General features: G+C 62.7%; 18 protein-coding genes and 1 pseudogene. 14 read left to right on the forward strand and 5 right to left on the reverse strand.

What is annotated here, in order from left to right; all coding sequences use genetic code 11:
* Positions 1 to 16: 16 nt before the first annotated feature.
* The 3 genes from BZG29_RS05130 to BZG29_RS05140 all read left to right on the forward strand — a co-directional run bounded on the left by BZG29_RS05130 (position 17) and on the right by BZG29_RS05140 (position 4,038).
* Complete coding sequence (locus tag BZG29_RS05130) at positions 17 to 901, forward strand: dienelactone hydrolase family protein (protein WP_077399625.1); 885 nt, start codon at positions 17 to 19, stop codon at positions 899 to 901.
* Between the two features lie 365 nt (positions 902 to 1,266).
* Positions 1,267 to 2,025: a ZIP family metal transporter gene (locus BZG29_RS05135; RefSeq protein ID WP_052140365.1), complete on the forward strand. Its 759-nt coding sequence runs from the start codon at positions 1,267 to 1,269 to the stop codon at positions 2,023 to 2,025.
* A 273-nt stretch (positions 2,026 to 2,298) separates the two neighbouring features.
* The gene (locus BZG29_RS05140) at positions 2,299 to 4,038 is read left to right on the forward strand and encodes an ATP-binding cassette domain-containing protein (RefSeq protein WP_077399628.1); all 1,740 of its coding nucleotides are present in this window, start codon (positions 2,299 to 2,301) and stop codon (positions 4,036 to 4,038) included.
* A 46-nt stretch (positions 4,039 to 4,084) separates the two neighbouring features.
* Here BZG29_RS05140 and BZG29_RS05145 read toward each other — a convergent pair whose 3' ends face one another.
* A complete protein-coding gene (locus tag BZG29_RS05145) occupies positions 4,085 to 4,936 on the reverse strand; it encodes a sulfurtransferase (protein ID WP_077408962.1) in 852 nt (283 codons plus the stop codon).
* Between the two features lie 493 nt (positions 4,937 to 5,429).
* On the opposite strand from BZG29_RS05145, the gene BZG29_RS28725 reads away from it, so the two are divergent.
* Positions 5,430 to 5,594 (forward strand): AgrD family cyclic lactone autoinducer peptide, encoded by a 165-nt coding sequence (locus BZG29_RS28725; RefSeq protein WP_366928736.1) that lies wholly within the window; start codon positions 5,430 to 5,432, stop codon positions 5,592 to 5,594.
* Here the strand turns inward: BZG29_RS28725 and BZG29_RS28730 are convergent.
* Positions 5,528 to 5,872, reverse strand: a pseudogene (locus BZG29_RS28730) (EamA family transporter); the annotation flags it as partial. The gene BZG29_RS28725 and the pseudogene BZG29_RS28730 sit on opposite strands and share 67 nt — an antisense overlap.
* A gap of 57 nt (positions 5,873 to 5,929) precedes the next feature.
* A complete protein-coding gene (locus BZG29_RS05155) occupies positions 5,930 to 7,030 on the reverse strand; it encodes an aromatic ring-hydroxylating dioxygenase subunit alpha (protein ID WP_035824656.1) in 1,101 nt (366 codons plus the stop codon).
* A 405-nt stretch (positions 7,031 to 7,435) separates the two neighbouring features.
* On the opposite strand from BZG29_RS05155, the gene BZG29_RS05160 reads away from it, so the two are divergent.
* The 4 genes from BZG29_RS05160 to BZG29_RS05175 all read left to right on the forward strand — a co-directional run bounded on the left by BZG29_RS05160 (position 7,436) and on the right by BZG29_RS05175 (position 12,722).
* Positions 7,436 to 7,687 carry an exodeoxyribonuclease VII small subunit gene (locus BZG29_RS05160; protein WP_077399634.1) on the forward strand — a complete coding sequence of 84 codons (252 nt, stop codon included), beginning with the start codon at positions 7,436 to 7,438 and terminating at the stop codon, positions 7,685 to 7,687.
* 8 nt (positions 7,688 to 7,695) lie between these two features.
* On the forward strand, positions 7,696 to 8,595 hold the full coding sequence (locus BZG29_RS05165) for a polyprenyl synthetase family protein (protein ID WP_077408963.1): 900 nt from the start codon (positions 7,696 to 7,698) through the stop codon (positions 8,593 to 8,595).
* A complete protein-coding gene (gene dxs, locus BZG29_RS05170) occupies positions 8,596 to 10,464 on the forward strand; it encodes a 1-deoxy-D-xylulose-5-phosphate synthase (protein ID WP_077399637.1) in 1,869 nt (622 codons plus the stop codon).
* A gap of 191 nt (positions 10,465 to 10,655) precedes the next feature.
* Positions 10,656 to 12,722, forward strand: coding sequence for an FUSC family protein (locus BZG29_RS05175; RefSeq protein WP_253192785.1), 2,067 nt, complete (start codon positions 10,656 to 10,658; stop codon positions 12,720 to 12,722).
* A 51-nt stretch (positions 12,723 to 12,773) separates the two neighbouring features.
* Here BZG29_RS05175 and BZG29_RS28060 read toward each other — a convergent pair whose 3' ends face one another.
* Positions 12,774 to 12,932 carry a hypothetical protein gene (locus BZG29_RS28060; protein ID WP_171984941.1) on the reverse strand — a complete coding sequence of 53 codons (159 nt, stop codon included), beginning with the start codon at positions 12,930 to 12,932 and terminating at the stop codon, positions 12,774 to 12,776.
* On the opposite strand from BZG29_RS28060, the gene BZG29_RS05180 reads away from it, so the two are divergent.
* The 6 genes from BZG29_RS05180 (at position 12,931) to BZG29_RS05205 (ending at position 18,118) form a co-directional block, all read left to right on the forward strand.
* On the forward strand, positions 12,931 to 15,483 hold the full coding sequence (locus BZG29_RS05180; protein ID WP_077399640.1) for a TonB-dependent receptor plug domain-containing protein: 2,553 nt from the start codon (positions 12,931 to 12,933) through the stop codon (positions 15,481 to 15,483). The two genes, BZG29_RS28060 and BZG29_RS05180, sit on opposite strands and share 2 nt — an antisense overlap.
* A 25-nt stretch (positions 15,484 to 15,508) precedes the next feature.
* Positions 15,509 to 16,657 (forward strand): cytochrome c peroxidase, encoded by a 1,149-nt coding sequence (locus tag BZG29_RS05185; protein ID WP_253192786.1) that lies wholly within the window; start codon positions 15,509 to 15,511, stop codon positions 16,655 to 16,657.
* A 265-nt stretch (positions 16,658 to 16,922) separates the two neighbouring features.
* Positions 16,923 to 17,108, forward strand: coding sequence for a hypothetical protein (locus tag BZG29_RS05190; protein ID WP_077399643.1), 186 nt, complete (start codon positions 16,923 to 16,925; stop codon positions 17,106 to 17,108).
* An 85-nt stretch (positions 17,109 to 17,193) separates the two neighbouring features.
* Positions 17,194 to 17,574, forward strand: a complete 381-nt coding sequence (locus BZG29_RS05195; RefSeq protein ID WP_230541546.1) for a glutaredoxin family protein — start codon at positions 17,194 to 17,196, stop codon at positions 17,572 to 17,574.
* A 72-nt stretch (positions 17,575 to 17,646) separates the two neighbouring features.
* On the forward strand, positions 17,647 to 17,838 hold the full coding sequence (locus tag BZG29_RS05200) for a hypothetical protein (protein ID WP_077399646.1): 192 nt from the start codon (positions 17,647 to 17,649) through the stop codon (positions 17,836 to 17,838).
* 91 nt (positions 17,839 to 17,929) lie between these two features.
* A complete protein-coding gene (locus BZG29_RS05205; RefSeq protein WP_077399650.1) occupies positions 17,930 to 18,118 on the forward strand; it encodes a hypothetical protein in 189 nt (62 codons plus the stop codon).
* A gap of 62 nt (positions 18,119 to 18,180) precedes the next feature.
* Here the strand turns inward: BZG29_RS05205 and BZG29_RS05210 are convergent, their stop codons facing one another.
* The gene (locus tag BZG29_RS05210) at positions 18,181 to 18,735 is read right to left on the reverse strand and encodes a cob(I)yrinic acid a,c-diamide adenosyltransferase (RefSeq protein WP_077399653.1); all 555 of its coding nucleotides are present in this window, start codon (positions 18,733 to 18,735) and stop codon (positions 18,181 to 18,183) included.
* Positions 18,736 to 18,872 lie beyond the last annotated feature (137 nt).

Raw genomic sequence — 18,872 nt, forward strand, 5'->3', positions numbered from 1 at the left:
TTTTCAGGAGAAGCGCATGAGCGACATGATCACCGATTGTGAAAGTTTGCTGGGCCAGAGCAGCGTGTCCGGGCCGGACGGCCGGCGCGGTTTCCTGAAGGTGGCGCTGGGCGCGGGCTTTGCCGTGGCCGTGCTGCCCGTGGCGGCGCAAAACGTCGTCAAGACGGATTCCGCCGGACTCGTCACGGGCAGCATGTCGGTGATGGTCGATGGCCAGGCCGTGCCCGTGTATGCGGCCCAGCCGGAAGGCAAGACGGGTTTGCCCGTGGTATTGGTGATTTCGGAAATCTTTGGCGTGCATGAACATATCGCCGACATGGCGCGCCGTTTCGCCAAGCAGGGCTATCTGGCGCTGGCGCCCGATCTGTTCGTGCGCCAGGGCGATGCCACCAAGGTGGCCAGCATTGCCGATTTAATGAAAGGCATCATCGCCAAGACGCCGGATGCGCAAGTGATGGCGGACCTCGACGCTGTTGTGGCGTGGGCGAAACAGAATGGCGGCGACACGAGCCGCCTGGGCATCACGGGCTTTTGCTGGGGCGGGCGCATCACGTGGCTGTACGCGGCGCACAATCCGGCCGTCAAGGCGGGCGTGGCCTGGTATGGCCGCCTCGTCGGCGAACCGACTGCCTTGCAGCCAAGCAACCCCATCGATATCGCCGCCACCTTGAAAGTGCCCGTGCTGGGCTTGTATGGCGGCAAGGATACGGGCATCAGCCAGGAATCGATCGGCAAGATGAAGGATGCGCTGGCCAAGGGCGGCAACCAATCCGAGTTTGTCGTGTATCCCGATGCGGGCCACGCCTTCAATGCCGATTACCGCCCCAGCTATGTGGCGGCCGATGCGAAAGACGGTTATGCGCGTTGCCTGGCCTGGTTCAAAAAGCACGGCGTGGCGTGACGACGTCCGATTAAACCTGCTGCGCGTTGCGACTTGCGGCCTGCGATGCTCACCGTACTTCAGTACGGTTCCGCTTCTCGGCCACAATTCGCTGCCGCTCGCGACGGTTTTATCCGACGTCGAAAGCATGAGAATAGTTAAATTTTCCAGAAATTGAACCGAAAGCCGCACCGGGCTGTAAAATGCCCGGTGCGCGCCAATGCAGTACAATTGCATCTTCATCGCGCGACGCTGCCGCCAGACGCGCAAAAAATTAAATAATAGATAACAACGCATTCATCAGGCCAGACGCCAGCATCGCGGGCGCCAGTGACCCGGCGCCATTTTGAGGTAAGAAAATCATCGATCCCGTCCTTATATCCATTTTGCTCGCGACCACGATCGCGGGCGTGTTCAGCATTACCGCGGCGGCGATCTTTTCGTTTGCATTCCTCTCCAAAGTGGTCGAGCGCATGGTCAGCTTGTCCGTCGGCATCATGTTGTCGACATCCCTGCTGCACGCCTTGCCCGAAGCGTTCGAATCGCAGGCGGACCCGCGCAGCCTGTTCGCCACCCTGCTGGCGGGCTTGCTGGCCTTTTTCATGCTGGAAAAATTCGCCATCCTGCGCCATTCGCACCACCACGAAGGCGACGGCCACCACCATGCGCACGGCCACGACAAGCACGAAGCGGGCAAGGCCGGCTGGATGATTTTAGTGGGCGACGGCATGCACAACTTTACGGACGGCATTTTGATCGCGGCCGCCTTCCTGGCCGACCCGAAGCTGGGCCTGGTGACGGGCCTGGCCATCATCGCGCATGAAATTCCGCAGGAAATCGGCGACTTCATCGTGCTGCTCAACGCGGGTTTCTCGCGCCTGCGCGCCTACATCTTCAATCTGCTGTGCAGCCTGATGGCGGTGGCGGGCGGCTTGCTCGGCTATTTCACCCTGGACCGCGCCAGCAATCTGATTCCTTACGTGCTCGTGTTCGCCTCGTCCGGCTTCATCTATATCGCCTTGAGCGACCTGATGCCGCAGATGCAGCGCCGCGCCACCTTGCGCGAAACCATCCCGCAAGTGCTGCTGATCGCGCTGGGCGTGTGCATCGTGCTGTTCCTGACGCATAAACGCCACGGAGGTTGACGCGCGGCGGTGCCGCAGTGTTACTTGTGCTATATTGCCTTTCTGATCAATTTGCACAGAAAGGAGGAAAATATCATGGAAGAAAACTTGTTGCTCGCCTTGTGGCGCGCACGCTCTTCAAGCGCATTTGCCAGCTCTTGCCCACGTTCTATCGCGCTGCGATAACCTGGCCAGAGCAAAGTTACCCTCCTGGACGAGTCCTTTCCTGGTACTTCGTTGTCGTTAGCGCTCCTGTTAACGCGGATGTTTGCATCCCGAACAAAGACAAGAGCCATGACTACCCTGATCTCGACACAAGCTTTACAACTGGATACCCACGACGGTTTCCTCTTCAATGAACTCGCCTTTACCTTGCGCCAGGGCGACCGCATCGGCCTGATCGGCCACAATGGCTGCGGAAAATCCACCTTGCTGGGCTTGCTCAGCGGCACGCGTGCAGCCACGTCCGGCACCATCCACTATTCTCGTGCCTGCCGCTTGCAGCACGTGGAGCAGCACTTGCCGCCGGAACTTGCCAACCTGAGCCTGTACGACGCCTTGTTGGCGCCCGTGCTGGAGCAGCCGGAACTGCATTGGCGGGTCGACAGCCTGCTGGCCGAGTTAGGCTTCGAGCACGAGACGGCGCAAGTGCCCGTGCATTCCCTGTCCGGCGGCCAGCACACGCGATTGCTGCTGGGGCGTGCCCTGCTGCAGGAGCCGAACGTGCTGCTGCTCGATGAGCCAAGCAATCACCTGGACTTGCCGTCGCTGCTGTGGCTGGAGCAATTCCTGCTGGCCTGGCGCGGCGCCTTCCTCCTCGTCTCGCACGACCAGCGCCTGCTCGACAACGTGGCCACGCGCAGCTGGATCTTGCGCGATAGCCGCCTCTACGACTTCGACTTGCCGTGCGGCCCCGCGCTGGCGGCGCTGGCCGAAGCCGATGTGGCCGCTGCCGCCAGGCATGCGGCGGAACAGAAGGAAATCGACCGCCTGTCCGCCAGCAGCGCCCGCCTGGCCCTGTGGGGCCGCACCTATGACAATGAAGACCTGGCGCGCAAGGCCAAGACCATGCAGCGGCGCATCGACAAATTAAAGGATGAGCAATCGTTCGTCAGCGATGGCGCACCGTGGCGCCTGAGCCTGCGCGGCAAGGCGCTGGCGGCCGACCAGTTGCTGGCGCTCGACGGGCTGGACGTGCGCGCCGTGCCCGCGTCTCCCGTGCTGTTCCAGGCCGGCCAGCTATGGCTGAAGCCGGGCGACCGGGTCGCCTTGCTGGGCGCCAACGGCAGCGGCAAGTCGTCCTTGCTGCGCCTGTGCTGGCAGGCGATCCAGGCGCAGGAGGAGCGCAGCGACTTGCGCTACCACAAGGCGGCCAATATCGGCTATTACGACCAGTCGCTCAAGCAACTGGCCGATACGGCCGACCTGTCCGACGCGCTGTACCCGTTTGCCGTGCAAAACGAAGCTGCGCGCAGCCAGGTGGCGCGCAAGCAAGCCTTGATTGCGGCCGGTTTCCCGTATGCGCGCCATGGCCAGACGGTGGCCACGCTGAGCGGCGGCGAGCGGGCGCGGTTGCTGTTCCTGGGACTGTCACTGGCCAGCTATCATTTATTGCTGCTGGATGAGCCGAGCAATCACCTGGACATGCAGGGCAAGGCGGAACTGGGGCAAGCGCTGCAGGGATTTGCCGGCGGCTGCCTGCTGGTGTCGCACGACCGCGACCTGATCGAGACGGCCTGCAACCGTTACTGGGTGGTGGCCGATGGCGGACTGGAAGAGTGGCCCGATGCAGCCAGCGCGTATGCGCGGCTGAGTCTTGAGGATGGGCAAGCGCCGGCGTCCGCGCCGCGCGTGGAAACGGCTGCGCTTGCGCCAACGCAAACCGACGTCGACGTGCAGCTGGAACGCTTGTGCGAACTGGAACAATTGCTGGCGGAGGATATGGCGAGAAAACCGCGCCACCAGAAGCCGGCCAGCCAGCAGGCGTGGCAGGCGGAACTGGCGCAGCTGAATCAATCGCTGGGGATAAGTTGATAGTTACCCACAGTGCATAAAAAAGCGGACCGAGGTCCGCTTTTTTTTAGTTACCCGTCGCCACGGGCCGCGCCGGATCGGCGCACCATTCGCTCCACGAGCCCGGATACAGGGCCGCACCGGTCAAACCGGCCACTTCCAGTGCCAGCAGGTTGTGGCAAGCCGTCACGCCGGAGCCGCATTGCAGGATGGCCGCTTGCGGTGCATCAAATAATGCGCTGAAATCGCGCCGTAATTCCTCGGCGCCTTTGAAATGGCCGTCCGCTTGTAAATTATCTTTGAAGAAACGGTTTTTCGCGCCGGGGATGTGGCCGCCCACGGGGTCGATGGTTTCATTCTCGCCCCGGTAACGGTCGGGCGCGCGCGCGTCGATGACCGTCAAGGCCCGGCTTTGCAGGTTGGTAACGACGTCCTGCACGCTGACCGTGCGCACCAGGCTGGCTTTTTCCGTCAGATTGCCGACAGGGCGCGGCGCCACGGGCGTGACCAATGGTAAACCTTGCGCTTGCCAGGCGGCCAGGCCGCCGTCGAGCACGGCCACGGCCGGGTGGCCGACCCAGCGCAGCAGCCACCACAAACGGGCGGCGAACATGCCGCCTTGCCCGTCATAGGCGACCACTTGCGTGTCGTCATTGATGCCCCAGCCGCGCAGGGTGGCCAGCAGGGCGTTGCGGTCAGGCAAGGGATGCCGGCCCGTGAAGGCCGCGCCGCGCGCCGTCTTGGGGCCGGACAGGGTCGTGTCGATATCGGCGAACTGGGCGTTCTGGATGTGCCCGGCGGCAAACGCGTCGCTGCCGGCCGTCGGGTTGAGCAAGTCGTGGCGGCAATCGAGGATGACCCAGTTGCTGTCATTCAGGTGGCTGGACAAATCATTGCTGTTGATCAAGGTCGTATACAAGGTCATGACTCCTTACACTTCGCTGGCGATGGGATCCGTGCGCGCGATCGCCGCGCCACGGGCCGTGTTGCGGGTATTGTAATAGGTTGCCGCGATGCCGGAAGCGAGAATGATGCCGATGCCGGCCCAGCCATGCCAGTCGAACAGGTCGCCAAAGATCACCACGCCCCAGAAGCTGGAAAAGACGATGCCTGTGTATTGCAAATTAGCAACAACGAGGGTCTTGCCCAGGCGGTAGGCGCGCGTCATGGCCATCTGCGCCATGGTGGCGCACAGGCCGATGGCGGCCAGCAAGCCGATGCCGTAGGCGCTCGTGTGCGCGTGCCAGACGACGGGGCCGCCGCCGGCGCTGGCCACGTGGCCGATCACGCCGGCGAGGAAGTTGACGACCGAGAAATAGAAGACGACCCGGTATTCGGGTTCGCCCAGCAAGCCCAGCTTGCGCACTTGCAGGTAGGCGAGGGCTGACAGCATGCCGGAAATCAAGGCCGTGATGGCGCCAGCCGCCTGGTCCGTTTCGAACACGGGTTGCAGCAGCAGGGTCACGCCGACAAAGCTCATGGCAATCGCCGCCACCAGCGGCCACTCGACCTGCTTCGTCGCCTTCCACCAGCCGCCGGCCAGCAAAATCACGGCGATCCAGATGGGCGCCATGTAATTGAGCGTCATGGCCGTGGCCAGCGGCAGGATGGCGATCGCATAAAACCACAGCCACAGGGCGATCACGCCCACCACGCCGCGCCACAGATGCTGGCCCGGCATCGTGGTCTTAAAGCTGCCGCCCTGGTACAGAATCGTGCAGCTCATGACGATCATGCCGATGATGCCGCGGTACATGACGATTTCGGACGTCGAATACAGATCCGACGCCAGTTTCACGCACACGCCCATGATGGCGAACATAAAACTTGCAAACAGCATCCAAAGAGATTGCATCTGATTCCTGAAAAATGCGGGGATAAAAAAAGGCCGCACGAGGCGACCCTTGAGGGACTACAGTTCGATATTGTTGCGGTACCATTCGTGGAAATGCTGCATGCCGTCTTCCATCGGCGACTGGTAAGGGCCCACTTCGCTCACGCCGCGCGCCATCAGGGCCTTGCGGCCCGCATCCATGCGCAGGGCGATTTCATCGTCCTCGACGCAGGTTTCCATGTAGGCAGCCCGTTCCGCTTCGACGAAGTCGCGCTCGAACAGCACAATTTCTTCTGGGTAATAGAACTCCACCACGTTGCGCGTCTTTTGCGGGCCGTCGGGCCACAGGGTCGAGACGATCAGCACGTGCGGATACCATTCGACCATGATGTTCGGATACAGGGTCAGCCAGATGGCGCCGTACGGCGGCGCTTCGCCGCCGCGGAATTGCAGTACCTGCTCTTGCCATTTCTTGTAGGCGGGCGAGCCGGCCTGCTGCAGGCCGCGGTGCACGCCCACCGTTTGCACGCTGTAATCCTTGCCGAATTCCCAGCGCAGATCGTCGCAGCTGACGAAGCTGCCCAGGCCCGGGTGGAACGGTTCGACGTGATAGTCTTCCAGATAGACTTCGATGAAGGTCTTCCAGTTGTAGTCGCACTCGTGGATTTCCACGTGGTCGAACATATAGCCGGAAAAATCGAGTTCTTTCGAGACGGACAAATCTTTCAATTTTTCCATCACGTTGTAGCCATTTTGCTCGAACAGCAAGCCATTCCAGCTTTGCAGCGGCGTTTTCGACAGGTTCAGGCACGGCGTCTCGGGGAAATGCGGCGCGCCGATCAGTTCACCCTTGAGGTCGTAGGTCCAGCGGTGCAGCGGGCAAACGATGTTATTGGCATTGCCGCGGCCATTGAACATCAGCGCCTGCCGGTGGCGGCACACGTTGGACAGCACTTCGATGCCGTTGGCGTTGCGCACGAGCATGCGCCCTTCGTTCTCAGACGCCAGGGTCGCAAAATCGCCGGTTTCCGGCACCATCAGCTCGTGCCCGACATAGCGCGGGCCGGCTTGGAACAATTGCTGCATTTCACGCTGCAACAGCGTTTCGTCAAAATAGACGTGGACCGGAAGTTGCGCGTTTGAGCGCGCCAGCTTGGCGTGAGTAGCCAGATCGGACATCCCAACCCCCCATAAATGTACAACGGTCAGCAGTGCCCCAGGCCATTCCCTGGGCAACCGCTACAGAGAGAAAGAATCCGCAAAGACCTGAATTCAAATTTGTTGAAACGGTATTTCGGACAGAACCGGCGATTATAGCGCGGATCGGCCTCGGCATTATCAAAACCACCGGGCAAATAGGCTTTTAATGAGAAACATTGTCATTTGGCGCGCAATTTCCGGCGGAGAGGGGCGATTCGGCTAAAATCTACTGACAAGCTGGCAACGCTATTGACTTTGAGCGCGTCGATTGCGCTTTAGTTTTCACTTAATAGTGTGGTTTGTTCTAAAATAACGCTTCTATGCTGGCCGGGAATCCCCGGCGTCTCCCTACAAGCCCCTCGTGCCACGAAGAGATCTGAGTCTATGTCGAAGAAATTAACTGCCGCTGCCGCAGTGCCGGCCTCGTTTGAAGAGGCAATGGCGGAACTGGCGCAGCTGGTAACGCAAATGGAAGCGGGCCAGTTGCCGCTGGAAGCATCGGTCGCGGCGTATCAGCGCGGCTCGGAACTGGTCAAGTATTGCGCGACCCAGCTCGACAGTGTCGAAGCGCAGGTGAAAGTACTCGAAGGAGACATGTTGAAACCGTTCGTGGATGTCGGCGAGGCCGCCCAATGATGGCCAGCATGCAACAAGACAGCGTGACCTTCGGCGACTGGATGCAAACGACCCAGTCCGGCGTGGAAGGCCGGCTCGACCAGTTCCTGCCGGCGGCCGATACCGTGCCGCACAAGCTGCACGCTGCCATGCGCTATGCGCTGCTGGGTGGCGGCAAGCGCGTGCGCCCGCTGCTGGTGATGGCGGCTGGCGAATTGTTTGATGCCGATCAAGATACCCTCGCGCGCGCTGCTTGCGCGCTGGAAATGATTCACGTGTATTCGCTCGTGCATGACGACATGCCCTGCATGGATGACGATGCCTTGCGCCGTGGCAAGCCCACCGTGCACATCGCCTACGACGAGGCGACGGCCCTGCTGGTCGGCGACGCGCTGCAATCGCAGGCCTTCATGCTGCTGGCCGACGGCGCGGCGATTCCTCCCGCGCGGCAAATGGCCATGATCAAGCTGCTGGCGCACGCCTCCGGCTCAAGCGGCATGTGCGGCGGCCAGGCGATCGACCTCGACAGTGTCGGCCTGGCCTTGACCTTGCCGCAGCTGGAACAGATGCATCAACTCAAAACGGGCGCCTTGCTGCGCGCGGCCGTGATTCTCGGCGCGCTGGCCGGCAAGGACTTGACGGCGGACGATATGACGGCGCTGAACGCGTATGCGCGCGCCGTGGGCCTGGCGTTCCAGGTGGTCGACGACGTGCTCGACGCGACGGCCGACTCGGCCACCCTGGGCAAGACGGCAGGCAAGGATGCGGCCGCCAACAAGCCCACTTACGTATCGATACTGGGGCTGGAACCATCGCGGGCCCTGGCAGAACAATTGCGGTGCGACGCCCATGCGGCGCTGGCGCCATTCGGGGACAAGGCACGCCGTTTGCGCGAGCTGGCGGACCTGGTCGTGCAGCGGAAGGCATAAATGAAACTGTTAGAAACCATCAATGAACCAGCGCAAGTGCGCAAGCTGGCCCGCTCGCAACTGGTGCCGCTGGCCCAGGAATTGCGCAGCTTCCTGCTCGATTCCGTTTCCAAGACGGGCGGCCATCTGTCGTCCAACCTTGGCACGGTCGAGCTGACCGTCGCGCTGCATTACGTGTTCAACACGCCGCACGACCGCATCGTCTGGGACGTGGGCCACCAGACCTATACACACAAGATTTTGACGGGCCGGCGCGAGCGCATGCACACCTTGCGCCAGAAAGACGGCATTTCCGGCTTCCCGAAGCGCGACGAGAGCGAATACGACACCTTCGGCACGGCGCACTCGTCGACGTCCATTTCCGCCGCGCTGGGCATGGCGCAGGCCGCCAAGATCAAGGGCGACCCGCTGCACGCGATCGCCGTGATCGGCGACGGCTCGATGACGGCCGGCATGGCCTTCGAGGCGATGAACAATGCGGGCGTGCAGGAAGACGTCAATTTGCTGGTGATCCTGAACGACAACGACATGTCGATCTCGCCGCCCGTCGGCGCGCTGAACCGCCACCTGGCGCGATTGATGTCGGGCCAGTTCTATGCGGCCGCGAAAAACGTCGGCAAGTCCGTCTTGCCCGGCCCCGTGCTGGAACTGGCGAAGCGCTTTGAAGAGCATGCCAAAGGCATGGTCGTGCCCGCTACCATGTTCGAGGAATTCGGTTTCAACTACATCGGCCCCATCGATGGCCACGACCTCGATTCGCTGATCCCGACCTTGCAAAATATCAAGCAATTGAAGGGTCCGCAATTCCTGCACGTGGTGACCAAGAAGGGGCAAGGCTACAAGCTGGCCGAAGCGGAACCGATTTTGTACCACGGCACGGGCAAGTTCAACCCGGCCGAGGGCATCAAGCCGGCCACGGCGCCCGCCAAGATGACGTACACGGAAGTGTTCGGCAACTGGCTGTGCGACATGGCCGCGCACGACAAGCGCCTGGTGGGCATCACGCCGGCCATGCGCGAAGGCTCGGGTATGGTGAAATTCGAACAGCAATTCCCGACCCGCTACTTCGACGTCGGCATTGCCGAGCAGCATTCCGTGACCTTTGGCGCCGGTCTGGCCTGCGAAGGCTTGAAACCCGTCGTCGCCATCTATTCCACCTTCCTGCAGCGCGCCTACGACCAGCTGATCCACGACGTAGCCCTGCAAAACCTGGACGTGACGTTCGCGCTGGACCGCGCCGGCCTGGTGGGCGCGGACGGCGCCACGCACGCGGGCAACTACGACATGGCGTTCCTGCGCTGCATCCCGAACATGGTCATCATGGCCGCGTCGGACGAAAACGAGTGCCGCCAGATGCTGACCACGGGCTACCACTACCCGGGCCCGGCCGCGATCCGCTATCCGCGCGGCGCCGGCGCCGGCGTGGCCATCGTGCCGGAACTGACCAGCATCGAGATCGGCAAGGGCGAACTCAAGCGCCAGGGCAAGCGCATCGCCATCCTGGCCTTCGGGGCTATGGTGGCGCCGAGCGTGGCGGCGGGCGAGAAGCTCGACGCGACGGTGGCCAACATGCGCTTCGTCAAGCCGCTCGACGTGGCGCTGGTGAAACAGCTGGCTCTTGACCACGATTACCTGGTGACGGTGGAAGAGGGCTGCATCATGGGCGGCGCCGGCTCGGCCGTGGCCGAGGCGCTGGCGGCGGAGGGCATCGTCAAGCCGATTTTGATGCTGGGCTTGCCCGACGTCTTCATCGACCATGGTGACCCCGTGCAGCTGCTGAAAAGCGTGGGCCTCGATGCGGTCGGTATCGCCGCCTCGATCGAGCAGCGTTTCCCGGCAGCCGGACCGCGCCTGGCGATGGTCAGCTAAGATTGCTTGTACGCATGAAAAGCGGCACTGCGGTGCCGTTTTTTTTCGTCCGCAGGGATTTTACGCTGCACTGCAACATTTTTCGTCGGGGAATGCTACGATGACGCTTTGATACCCTTTCAAAGTCCAACTTGTATCTCAGGAAACTTCACCGCCGTACACGCGCACTGGCCGGCCGCTGGCTGACGGGCGTGCACGCCTACACCGATACCCTGGCGCAGCGCCGTCCCCTGTGGATGGTCAGCCTGGCCATCGACGAAACGAACCTGTCCGAAGGCTTGCGCGCCGCCTGCGCCTCGAGCGCCATGCTGCTGCTGGGCCTGCTGTTCGACCACCCCGATTTTTCCTGGGCCGCCATCGGCGCCTTCTGGACCTGCCTGGCCGACGCGGCCGGCACGCGGCGCATGCGCTTCGTGTCGATGGTGGGCTTCGGCCTGCTGTCGACGGTGGCCGGCGGCCTGACGGCGCTGGCGGCCGGCCATGGCCTGGCGACGGCCGCCGTCGCCGTGCTGCTGTTTTCCTGGGCCGGCGCGCTGGCGCGCATCTGGGGCGCGGCCACGGCGCAGGTGGCCATCCTGGCCGCCACGGCCTGCGTGGTGATGGTCACGCATCCGCTGGCATCGATGACGCAGACGGCGCCTTTCCTGGGCCTGTACATGTTCGGCTGCCTGTTTGCCACCGTGCTCAGTTTTACCGTCTGGCGCATCCACCCGTTCGGCCCCAGCCGGCGCGCCATCCGCGCCGCGTATTCGCGCCTGGCCGGCATCGCGCGCGACAATGCGCGCTTCCTCGCACATGATGCGGCGCAGGCGGACGTTGCCGCGCATGGCGCCAGCTACCGTTCGCAGGCGCGCGCCGCGCTGGAAGCGGCGCGCGTGGCGCTGGCCGCCGTGCCGCCCGCGCGCGCCGGCCGCAGCGCCCTGTACGACAACCTGCTGCTGGCGCTCAGCGACGCCGAGCGCATCTTCGCCTACCTGATCGCCGTCACGCATACGTGCGAGCGCGAGCAGCACCGGCTGCGCCAGGACCCGCGCGCGCGGCGCAGCCTGGAAGTGATGGCCGTGCTGCTGCGCCGCCTGGGGCAAGCCGTGCAGCGCCAGCCGGAAACGCCGCCACTGGAATTGCAGCGCCGCCTGGCTGGCTGCGGACGGCGCCTGGAAGCGGCGCTGGGCGCCTTGCTGCCGCTGCGCCTGAACGTCGACTTCATGGAGCTGGGCTTGCCGCGCGCGGCGCAGCTGCCGTGGCGCGAAGCGGCCTTCCTGGCGCTGGGGCAGGCGTGGCAGACGGCGAAAGTCAACGCCACGCCGCAGTCGCTGAGCTGGCGCCATGCGGCGCGCGTGTCGCTGGCGACGACGGCCGGCTTCCTGCTGGTCGAGGCCTTGCATATTCCGTTCGGCTACTGGGCCACCATGGCCACCTTATTGATACTGCAGCCGTCCGTGTCGACCACCTGGCCGCGCGGCATCGAACGCGTGGCGGGCAGCGTGCTGGGCGCCGTGCTGGCCGTGCTGATCGGCCTGGTCATTTACACGCCGCTGGGCATTTCGCTTGTGGTGTTTCCCCTGATCGTCGCCACCATGGCCTTGCGCCGCGTCAGCTACAGCCTGCACGTGTTGTTCATGACGCCCGCCTTCGTGCTGGTGGCCGACTATGCGGCGCCGGCCAGCGAGATGGTGTATGCGATGAGTCGCCTGGGCAACAATGTGCTCGGTTGCATGCTGGCCTTGCTGGCCACGTTTTTCCTGTGGCCCGACCGCGAGGCGGACGACCTGGACCAGCGCCTGGCGAAGGCCGTGTCGGCCAACCTGAAATACCTGCTGGCCGTGCTGGCGGCCGGCGGGCGGTGGGACAGCGCCATCGCGCGCCTGCGCCGCGAGGCGGGGCTGGCCAGCAATAACGCGGAACAGGTCTTGCAGCGCCTGCGCATCGAGCGCCGCCTGGACCGCAGCAGCGGCGTGGGCCTGGCGGCGCTGCGTACCTTGCCGCTGCTGCGCCGCGTGGCGGGCAGCACGGCGCGCATCAGCCTGAGTCCCCAGGCCGAGCCGGCGCCGCCCGAACTGCAGCAGTGGATCGCCGGCGTCAGCGGGGAGATCGATGCCTTGCTGCGCGGCGCCGCCGACGCCAGCGCGCCTGGTCCGTGCGTTGCCGACAGCCTGACGCCGCTGCAGGCCGACGCCGTGGCGCAGGTGCAGTTGCTGCGCGGCTTGCTGCGCGAACATGTGCAGACGCAAGCGGACAAGTTGGCGGCGCCGGCGTAAGGCGGCAGCGTGGCGCAGATGCAACAGCTCGCCGCAAAATTTTTACGCACGTCAAAAAAACAGTAAGGACTTGATTTTCAAACATTGCAACTGCAAATAGTAATAGTTATCATTTGCAATTGGCGGCATGAGAAGACGACACTGGATAATCAGGTGAAGGGCGGCATCATGAGACTGCCCCTTTCCCATCTGCAGTTGCAAGGTTTTCATGTCTTCCATTCTTACCCTGCGCCAGTCCGTACTGGCCATCGGCCTGGCCTTTGGCGCCAGCGCCGCCACCCCAGTTGTCTTCGCCGCCGAAGCCGACACCGAAGAAGCCGCACCGCAAGTGCTGCCCGAGGTACGTCTGCAGGCCGAGCGCGAGTCCGTGGGCGAACAGCGCCTGGACAAGCGCCAGATCGAGGCCATGAATGGCATCGACGGCAATATCACCAGTTTGTTGCGCATCAATCCCAGCGTGCAATTCGATAACAAGCAGCAAGCCTCCGCCACCCAGGGCGAGCTGGCGCCGGCCGACATCAGCATCAACGGCGCCAAGTTCTACGACAATCTGTACCAGATGGACGGCATGTCGCTCAACAACGACATTGGCCCGAACAGCAGCAACCCCGCCAGCAATGCCACGCCGCCATCGGCCAGCCAGGGCTTTGCCGTCGACACCAGCCTGCTGTGCGACGTGACGGTGCTCGATTCGAACATCGGCGCCGAATATGGCCGCTTCAAGGGCGGTGTCGTCAAAGCCGATACCTGCGTGCCCACGCGCAAGCTGGCCGGCCAGGTGTCCGTGGAAAGCACGCGCTCGGCGTGGATGCAATACAAACTCAGCGACAGCCAGCGGGAAAGCGCCGCCAATTCGGCCACGGCCGATTTGCAGCCAGCGTTCGAGAAATGGACGTACCGCGCCGCGCTGCAGGGCAAGGTGACGGAGAATTTCAGCCTGATCGGCAGCTTCATCCGCAAGACGTCGGAGATTCCCCTGAACGGCTACGGCAATGGCTTGCAGAGCGCAAGCGACGCGAACCGCAAGGTGCAGCGGCGCGGCAGCGACAACGCCTTCGTGCGTGGCTTCTGGACCATCACGCCCGGCGTGCTGGCCGACTTTTCCCTCATGCATGCGCCATCCGAAGGCGATTATTTTATCGCCAACACCAGGAACAGCAGCTATCACCTGAAGAGCGGCGGCAATGGCATCAACCTGGGCCTGACGCACCCCGTGGGGTGGCTGGGCAATGCCACGGCGGAACACCGCTTGAGCTGGAGCAAGATGGACAGTTCGCGCGACGCCGATGCCACCGTCTGGAAAGCGTGGCGCTATTCGAGCGACAAGAACTGGGGCGTCAAGACGGGCACGGGCGCGACGGGCTGGGCCAGCAATGAAGGCGGCTACGGCGACATTGACCAGGAACAGGAAAGCGCCCAGTACCAGGGCAAGCTGAAGTGGGAGCCGCTCGACTTGCTGGGCATGTCGCATACTTTCCAGGCCGGCCTGGAACTGGGCACGCAGCATTCGCGTTACCAGCGCAACACTACCTATGAGCAATACACGGCATCCGTCAACACCAATACCTGCAATAGGGTGGGCGGCGGCGTCGATAGCCAGTACTGTTCGCTGGCGACGCCATGGAATGCGGCCTCGAACGTGCGCGGCCAATACCTGGCCTCGCGCATGATTTACTACGCGGGCGGCTATGAGCTGAGCAACAAGACGCGCGGTGCTTTCCTGCAAGATGACGTCAGGCTGGGCGATGTGCGCGTGCGCGTGGGCGCGCGCTACGACAGCGACGACCTGTCGCCGAAGTCCAGCATCGCGCCGCGCCTGTCGGCGTTCTGGGACGTGGCGGGCAAGGGCACGACGCAAGTCGAGCTGGGCGCCAACCGCTACTATGGCCGCAATTTCTTCAATTTCTATGCCCAGTCGAAACGCCTGGCACTGCAGACCTCGCCGCAAACGCGTACCTTGTCGGGCGGCTTGCTGAAGGATTGGGCCGCGCCCGTGATGGCCAGCAACTGGAGCTGGCTCAAGCTCGGTGACATGAAGGTGCCGTACACGGATGAAAAACTGCTGGGCATCAGCCAGCAGTGGGGCGGCGTGAAGTGGAGCGCCAAGCGCGTGCTGCGCGAAGGCCGCGACGAGATGGTGTACCACGTGGTGTCGGCCGCCAATTTTTATTGGGATAACGTGGGCCGCAGCGACAGCAAGGTGTGGATCCTGTCCGCCGAGACCATGCGCCCGCTGCGCTGGGGCGGCAGCGCCACGCAGGTGCAGTTCGGCTACGACCGCACGCGCACCACCAGCACGCATGCCACCTACGACGATTCCCTGAGCGACCTGACGAACGAGCTGGATAAATTCATCTATTACCAGGGCAAGTTCGTGCGCTGGGCTGACCGTCCGGCCGACAATTACAATCGCCCCTGGACGGCGCGCCTGCTGCTGTCGACCGATATCCCAGCGTATCGCCTGAAGGTGGACAATTTCTTCCGCATGCGGGGGCCGGAAACGAATATGGTCGCCACGGGCGATGCGCTGTCATTCGACGGCGACGTGGCGAAGGTCTACCAGGACGTTTCGACCAGCAAGTCTTTCACCTGGGACATGCGCGTGCAGTATGCGCTGCCGAAGACGGGGCCGGGCGAAGGTTTCGTGAACCTGGGCATCGAAAACGTCGCCAACCGCAGCAATCCCCTGTTTGATTCCAGCAACGGGGTGGTCTTTGAAAAAGGCCGCCAGTTCACGCTGGAACTCGGTTACCGTTTCTAATGACAACGACCATGACGGCAGGCGCATGAATATCGCAACCCACCTGAAAAAAACCACCTTCGCCGTGGCCGCCCTGCTGGCGGGCGGCGCGGGCCTGATGACGAGCATGGATGGCCGCGCCAGCGATGCCGTTCCCCCCAGCGTGGCTTGCGCGGCGGACAAGGGCTGGGACATGGCCTGCTTGCGCCAGAGGTACGCGCAGCCCATCGCCAGCTGGCCCCGTCCCCAGGTGGCCGACGGCGTTACGCCGCAGGAAATGGCGCCCGTCTCGGCCATGCCGCCGGCGCAGGTGCCGCCGCAAGTGGCGGCGCTGGGACAGCGCCTGTTCAACGACCCGCGCTTGTCGCGCGCGAACGCGGTGGCCTGCATCAGCTGCCACAGTCCCGCCCACAGCTTTGCCGACAGCAAGCGCACCTCCGTCGGCCACGAAGGCCGCCTGGGCCAGCGCAATGCGCCGGGCCTGCTGGGCGTGGGCCAGCTCAAGCCGCTGTTCTGGGATGGCCGCGCCGCTACCCTGGAAGAGCAGGCGCTGGGCCCCTTGCAGCATCCGGACGAGATGGCCATGGACGTGCCGGCCCTGGCGGCCAAGCTGTCCGCGCTCGATGACTATCCGGCGCAGTTCGACGCCGCCTTCGGCCGGGGCGCCGGCGTGACCCTGCCGCGCATCCTGACGGCGCTGGCCGATTACCAGCGCACTTTGTTGCCGCCTGTCACCCGCTTCGATACCTTCCTGGAAGGCCGGCGCGCGGACTTGAACGACCGCGAGCTGCTGGGCCTGCACCTGTTCCGCACCAAGGCGCGCTGCATGACCTGCCACAGCGGCGCCTTGCTGACGGACCAGCAATTCCACAACCTGGGATTGACGTATTACGGGCGCAAGAAATATGAAGACCTGGGACGCTACCTGGTGACGGGCAAGGATGAGGACGTGGGCAAGTTCCGCACGCCCGGTTTGCGGGGCGTGGCGCAATCGGGGCCGTGGATGCACAACGGCTTGTTCCCGCAGATGGTGGGTTTGCTGAACATGTACAACGCGGGCATGTCGCGCCCCGTGCCGCAGAATGCGCAGCAGGCGGCCGATCCGAAGTTTCCCGTCACGTCGCCCCTGCTGCAGCGCTTGCAGCTGACGTCCGATGAAATCATCGCGTTGAAGAGTTTTCTGGAAGTGCTGTAGCCGCTCGGCCGGCTGCGCCCGCAGCCGGCCTTTATCTGCTTGCGGCGCCGATATTGTATAGACGTTTGGCGCCGCCCAATCTCTCCAAATTCCACATTTCAGGGGCTTCCCCGATATATTTTCCAAATTGGAAATTTATCGGAAGGAAACGTTGACTCTAAAATAAGTGCGGTCTATATTCGATTTTGTAGCAAGCAAAGATGAAATTTCTTACGACTGGTCTGACGCGATTGCCTGAGGCAATTGCCAACATGGAGAGTAGTAAATGAAAAAGATCGCAGCATTTATTTTTACCCTGGGATTGAGTGCTTCCTATGCCTTCGCTTCGGATATCGGCTGCTCTGTCTGCGAGGAAGAATGGCGGGAATGCACGATGCAAAATGGCGACAGGTCCCCATTTTGCATCGGCAGCTACAAAAACTGTCTGAAAGTCTGCGAGATCGGCGCCTGATATCCGTTTTTTTGTATTGCAAGGCGGCCGGTAGCCGTATTTTTCACTGGCCGCCCCTCGATCATCCACGCCTCCGATAACACCTATGATGCAGAAAAAAATTAAAACCATCGCCATGTATGGCTTGATCCTGGCGGCCGGCCTGGGCAGCGGTTACGGCCTGTCCTTGCTGCCTGGCTTGCTCAAAGCGGATTACACGGAAGGCAATTACGCCGCGTATTTCCCGAATGCACAGGCCAAGGTGGTGCTGTACGGCACGGACTGGTGCGCTTATTGCGCCAAGACGCGCGCGTATTTCAAGGAAAACAAGATCGAATTCGTCGATCTCGATATCGAGAAATCGCCAGCAGCGAAACAAGCCCATGAAGCACTGGGCGGCGGCGGCGTGCCCGTGGTGTTGATCGGCAACCGCAAGATCCAGGGTTTCAATACGGGCGCGCTGGAAGCGGCGCTGAAGAAAATCTGATTGCCGGATGGCGCGTAAGAGACGGCGCGCCATGGATGTACGTCATCGTCTGTCAATTCAACAGGAGTGCTTATGTTCAAGAAACTGGGTTTCTTTTTGTTTGCCATGGGCGTCAGCGCCTCGTACGCGATCGCCGGCGGCGAACCGGAATGCTATATGCAGTGTGACGACGCTCTGGACCAGTGCGTGATCGCCCGTCCAGGGTCGGCAGGCGCCTGCACCAAGGTTCATCAGCTCTGCTATAACCGCTGCGCTCAAGACTAGCATCAAATCAAATTCACCGGCTGGCCAGTACGCTGACCAGGCCGGCTGAGTCACCTCATCCGTCCTGCAGTCTTTCCACAAAGGAGTACTTATGTTCAAAAAACTGGGTTTCTTTTTGTTTGCCATGGGCGTCAGCGCCTCGTACGCCATGGCCAGCAGTAGCGCCGATATTTCGGAATGCCAATCCGAGTGCTATATGGCGCTCGATGCCTGTGTCATGGAGTTCAGTGTCCCTTCATGCGTCCGTGCCAATAAAGCGTGTCTGCAGCGCTGCGGCTAGCATGCGCTTGTCAGCGGGATAAAGCACGGCGATGCTGTTGACAGGCATCGCCGTTTTTTATTTTATCCCCGCGTGCGGTCATGCCGCCACAGCACGTCGCTGCCGCCGGCGAAGCGGTTCAGCACGCGCGACAGCACGAACAGCAGGTCCGACAGGCGGTTCACGTACTGGCGCGGATGTTCGTGCAGCGGTTCCGCATTGGCCAGCGCGACGATGCTGCGCTCGGCGCGGCGGCACACGGTGCGGCACACGTGCGCCAGCGAGGCGGCGCGCGAGCCGGCCGGCAGGATGAATTCACTCAAGGCGGGCAAGTCCGCATTGTATTTCGCCAGCAGGTCGTCGAGGCGCAGCACGTGCTCTTCCTTGATCAACTGGTAGCCGGGGATGCAGATTTCGCCGCCCAGGTCGAACAAATCGTGCTGGATGGCCACCAGCTCGTCGCGCAAGGCGTCGGGCATGGCTTCGCACAGCAGCAAGCCGATATTGGAGTTCAGTTCGTCCACGTCGCCCATGGCGTGGATGCGGACACTGTCCTTGCTGGTGCGGCTGCCGTCGCCCAGGCCGGTGCTGCCATTGTCGCCCGTGCGCGTGGCGATTTTCGAAAGTCGGTTGCCCATGATGTCGATCCTGTCAAGAAGAATGGGGGCAGCATACGACACCGCGCGCCGCCTGGCCCCGGATTTGCCCGCAAATAGGACAAAAAATGCGCTGCGCGCCACTTTTGTGCTTACAATCGTTGCACACCCATGCACTT

Origin of the sequence: Janthinobacterium sp. LM6 (assembly GCF_002002885.1) — a bacterium.
In the GTDB taxonomy this organism is placed as follows: domain Bacteria; phylum Pseudomonadota; class Gammaproteobacteria; order Burkholderiales; family Burkholderiaceae_D; genus Janthinobacterium; species Janthinobacterium kumbetense.